The 2,974-nt window shown below is 60.2% G+C and carries 5 protein-coding genes; all 5 read right to left on the bottom strand.

Annotated features, from left to right (window positions below; genetic code table 11):
* Positions 1-493 (bottom strand): Tex-like N-terminal domain-containing protein (locus ACIQ36_RS19725; RefSeq protein WP_395832538.1); only part of this gene is annotated, 493 nt, incomplete at its 3' end.
* A gap of 121 nt (positions 494-614) precedes the next feature.
* Positions 615-1,058, bottom strand: coding sequence for a hypothetical protein (locus ACIQ36_RS19720; RefSeq protein ID WP_395832536.1), 444 nt, complete (start codon positions 1,056-1,058; stop codon positions 615-617).
* Positions 1,059-1,101: 43 nt separating this feature from the next.
* The gene (thiL, locus tag ACIQ36_RS19715; protein ID WP_395832534.1) at positions 1,102-2,088 is read right to left on the bottom strand and encodes a thiamine-phosphate kinase; all 987 of its coding nucleotides are present in this window, start codon (positions 2,086-2,088) and stop codon (positions 1,102-1,104) included.
* Positions 2,089-2,102: 14 nt separating this feature from the next.
* On the bottom strand, positions 2,103-2,552 hold the full coding sequence (nusB, locus tag ACIQ36_RS19710) for a transcription antitermination factor NusB (RefSeq protein ID WP_395832532.1): 450 nt from the start codon (positions 2,550-2,552) through the stop codon (positions 2,103-2,105).
* Positions 2,553-2,558: 6 nt separating this feature from the next.
* Positions 2,559-2,974 (bottom strand): 6,7-dimethyl-8-ribityllumazine synthase (ribH, locus tag ACIQ36_RS19705; RefSeq protein WP_395832530.1); only part of this gene is annotated, 416 nt, incomplete at its 5' end.

Below are 2,974 nucleotides of genomic sequence, written 5' to 3'. Positions count from 1 at the left end.
GGATTTGCTTGGCCCCATCCAGCGCGGCTTTTACGTCCGCCACGCCCTTTTCGGCATCGATGAAGGCCGCAGCTTCCGTTTCCGGCGTGCGCGTGGGATCGCCAAGCAGCAGATCGGCCAGCGGCTCCAACCCGGCTTCGCGGGCGATTTGCGCTTTCGTCCGGCGCTTCTGCTTATAGGGCAGGTAGAGATCTTCCAGGCGGGCCTTGGTGTCGGCGGCCATGAACAGCGCCAGCAGTTCGTCGGTCAGCTTTCCCTGCTCGCGCACCGAGGAAATCACCGCCTCGCGCCGCTCATCCAGCTCACGCATGTATCGTAACCGCTCTTCGAGCGTGCGGAGCTGGATATCGTCAAGCTCGCCGGTCGCTTCTTTCCGGTAGCGCGCGATGAAAGGCACCGTCGAGCCGCCATCCAGCAAGGCAATCGTCGCCTCGACCTGCTCCAGTCGAACCGATAATTCATCCGCAAGCCGACGCGCAATCGATACAGCCATTCCAAACCCTCTCACACAACCAAACCGCCCCAAACCGGGAGGGGCAGGCGTAGCAACCCCTCACACGTTAGGCTAGGGACAAAACAAGGAGGGTTCGGAGGGCGATGGTCAGGAATGCCGATTAGGACTCGACCGGTCGAACGGTGAGCGTTCGAATGAAAATATCGCGCACCGCCCCCGGTGTTAGAAGCTCGTTCGATTGCCGAACCATCATCTCACGTAAATAATCACTATTGTCTAAATTTTCAGGACCGGCGCGGGTCGCCAGCGACGACATAATATTGATGTAAAGATCTTTCAAACGCGGGCGCGATTCGAGCACAACTTTTAGCGGACCGCCTTCGCGCGTTTCAATTGTGAGCTTGTAGGTCCGAATTTCCGCCGGGAAATTATTGCGAATAATGGAGATATTGATCTCCTCCAGTTCCACAAACATTTGCCGCCCGGCTTCGCCCTCGAACTGCATTTTTTCGAGATAGCGGATCAGGTAAAAGCCGCCCGCAATGCCGCCCCCGACGCAGATCAGCATCAAAAAGCTGAGGATCATCCGCAAACCGCCGCGCATCGAAGCTTCCTTTCACCCGGTCATTCTGACCGCGAACGAGACTTTAGAAATGCCGAAAGCCCGTCTGCCCCAGGGGAAGCGCCTGCCCCGCCCCATCGTACACCCGAACCCCGGACCCGGCGACGCACCGCCCCACAATCGTGATCGGCACGCCACTTGCCCGCGCGGCTTCATCCAGTATAGCAGCTTTTTTTGGCGAAATCGTTAGGGCGATTTCATAATCATCCCCGCCCGTGAGCAAATCGGCCAGCGATAGGCGTGTCACAGCTTTTTGGGCGGCGGACGAAAGTGGAACCGCCCCCGCCTGAAGCACAATTCCAACGCCAGAGGTGGCGGCAATATGCCCGAGATCGGCAATCAGCCCGTCGGAGATATCGAGAGCAGCGGAAACGGCCCCGCGTAACGCTATCATCGAGGCAAGGCGCGGGTTGGGTCGCCAGTAACGTTCGGTGAGAAAAGCCGCTTCCTCGCCGGACAGCCCCCAATCGGCGGCAAGAGCCGGTTGCCGTGATAGTTTGAGCCCCAGAAAAGCATCGCCAATGGTTCCAGTCACAGCCACCAGATCACCGATTTCTGCGCCCTTGCGGCGAATGGCCTGCCCTATGGGGATTGTGCCGAAGACGGTAACGGAAAAGCTGAGCGGCCCCGGTGTTTTCACCGTATCGCCGCCCGCAAGCTTTATTCCCAGTGCGGCTTGCTCGTGGGCGAGGCCCTGACTGAAACGGGCCAGCCACGCGCTATCAATGTCGGCAGTCCAGAAAGTTGCCAGCGTATAGGCCAGCGGTTCAGCCCCCATCGCGGCGAGATCAGAGACCGAGCAGCGTAGAATTTTTGCTGCGACCAGCGCCGGATCGGCAGCGGGCAAAAAATGCACACCCTCCACCTGGGCATCGGTGGAAACAACAAGTGTGCACCCCGCCCCTGGATCAAGGAGCGCCGCATCGTCGGTTAGCCCGAGTGCCCCCGGAAACCCGGCGGCGAGCGGAGCGAAATAACGAGCGATTCGATCAAATTCGCTCTCCCCGCTCATCCCCCAAGCCTGTCCTAAAACTCGGCGTCGCGGAGCGTGCGCGCCACTTTGTCCAAGAGCCCGTTGACCATCCCCGGCTCCTTACCGCCGAAGAAAGCGTGGGCGACATCGACATATTCGGTAATGACAACGCGGGCCGGAACGTCCGGCATTACCATCAATTCGGCAATGCCAACCCGCAGAATCGCGCGTAAGACCGGATCGATCCGCTCGATCGTCCAACCTTCGGAAAGATTGGCGGAAATGATCGCGTCCAACTCCGGCAACCGTTCGGCGGCGGCATCCACCAACTGCGCGAACAGGATTTCGTCGGTATTCGGCTCAAGGTAATTCTGGCGGAAATCCAGAATCAGGCGCGCCGTCGTAACCTTGTTGAAATCCTGCTGAAACAGCGCTTGGGCGGCGGAAATACGCGCGTGCTGACGCGGTGTCGGGCCGGGGGTTTTTTGCTTTTTATCGGTCATAGCGGCTTAGCTAACCCGAAACTGGCGGCGAAGTTCGACCATCCGCAGCACGGCGCGAGCCACTTCGCCGCCCTTGTCCTTGCGGTCACGGCGCGCGCGTGCCCAAGCTTGATCATCGTTCTCGACCGTCAGCACGCCAAAGCCCACGGCGGCAGCGTGGCGCAGGGCGATATCCTGCATCCCACGCGCGCTTTCGGTGCAAACATAGTCATAATGGGTGGTTTCGCCGCGAATGACGCAGCCGAGGCCCAAGAACCCGTCGAAAGCTTTCGGCAAGGTGCCCGCTTTGCCCGCGCGCACGGCGAATTCAACCGCCGCCGGAATTTCGAACGCCCCCGGCACGCTCAGCCGCTCGAAGGTTGCCCCGGCTTCCGTGAGCGCGGCAATTGCCCCTGCGGCCAGTTCGTCGGCGATATCTTCGT

The sequence above is a fragment of the Elstera sp. genome, from assembly GCF_044372965.1.
Classification (GTDB): Bacteria; Pseudomonadota; Alphaproteobacteria; order Elsterales; family Elsteraceae; genus Elstera.
This window is presented reverse-complemented; position numbering and strand designations above follow the sequence as displayed.